General features: G+C 70.2%; 1 protein-coding gene. It reads left to right on the forward strand.

Features of this window, described 5'->3' with window-relative positions; translation table 11 throughout:
* The first annotated feature begins 66 nt into the window (after positions 1 to 66).
* Positions 67 to 768: a hypothetical protein gene (locus C1I98_RS39395; protein ID WP_146607950.1), complete on the forward strand. Its 702-nt coding sequence runs from the start codon at positions 67 to 69 to the stop codon at positions 766 to 768.
* Positions 769 to 836 lie beyond the last annotated feature (68 nt).

Below are 836 nucleotides of genomic sequence, written 5' to 3' on the forward strand. Positions count from 1 at the left end.
GCAGTAACACCACCCCGGCCCGCCGCATCAGGGCGGCGGGCCACCCCACCCGAAAGGCACATGATCATGGCAACCAGCCGTAGCGCCAGCAAGGCGAGCACCACCCCGGCCGACACCGCCCCGAAGGACGTCACACCGGCCGACACCCCGGACGCCCCCGCGCCGGAGGCCGACGCTCCGAAGCTCGCCCCCGTTACCCCGGCCGCCCGCAAGGCGCTCCTTACCCGGCTGCTCTCGTGGCTCACCACCAAGGAGGACGGCACCGCCCGCCCGGAAAAGGGCTGGCAGTTGCTCTGTGAGAAGAACCCCACCATCGCGGAGGCCATCTCCTACCAGGGCACCCCTGGCCTGAAGGATCGTACGCGCCCCGGCTCCGGCGTGATCACCGCCAGGGAGGACCACCCGGCCGACGTCGTGGCCTTCTACCCGGACGGCCGCGCGATCGTCACCCGACAGGACGACGGGGCGTGGCGTCTCGGCGTCAAGGCGGCTGAGCCGCTGGCCACGCGCGTGCTCCAGCTCGCCGAGCTTCGCAAGCTGGTGGAGGCCGAGGACCCGCAGGCCAAGGCGGAGGAGCTGGCCGGTGCGGCGGCGCTCAAGGCCAAAGAGGCCCGGCAAAAGGACCTGGAGCGGGATCTCAAGGAGATCGCCCGCCGCCAGAAAGCCAGTCGCCCGATCGGCGAGCACGTCAAGGCCCTTCGTGAGGAGTGGTCCGACGAGGAGATCAGGACCGTCCTGAAGAAGCTGGACCTCTCGCTGAACATCTAGCGCAACCGGGGCCGCGCTCGGTGGCGCTGTCTCTTATACACCTCTCCGAGCCCACGAGACTAGCGCTC

Origin of the sequence: Spongiactinospora gelatinilytica (assembly GCF_003236385.1) — a bacterium.
GTDB classification, from domain to species: Bacteria; Actinomycetota; Actinomycetes; order Streptosporangiales; family Streptosporangiaceae; genus Spongiactinospora; species Spongiactinospora gelatinilytica.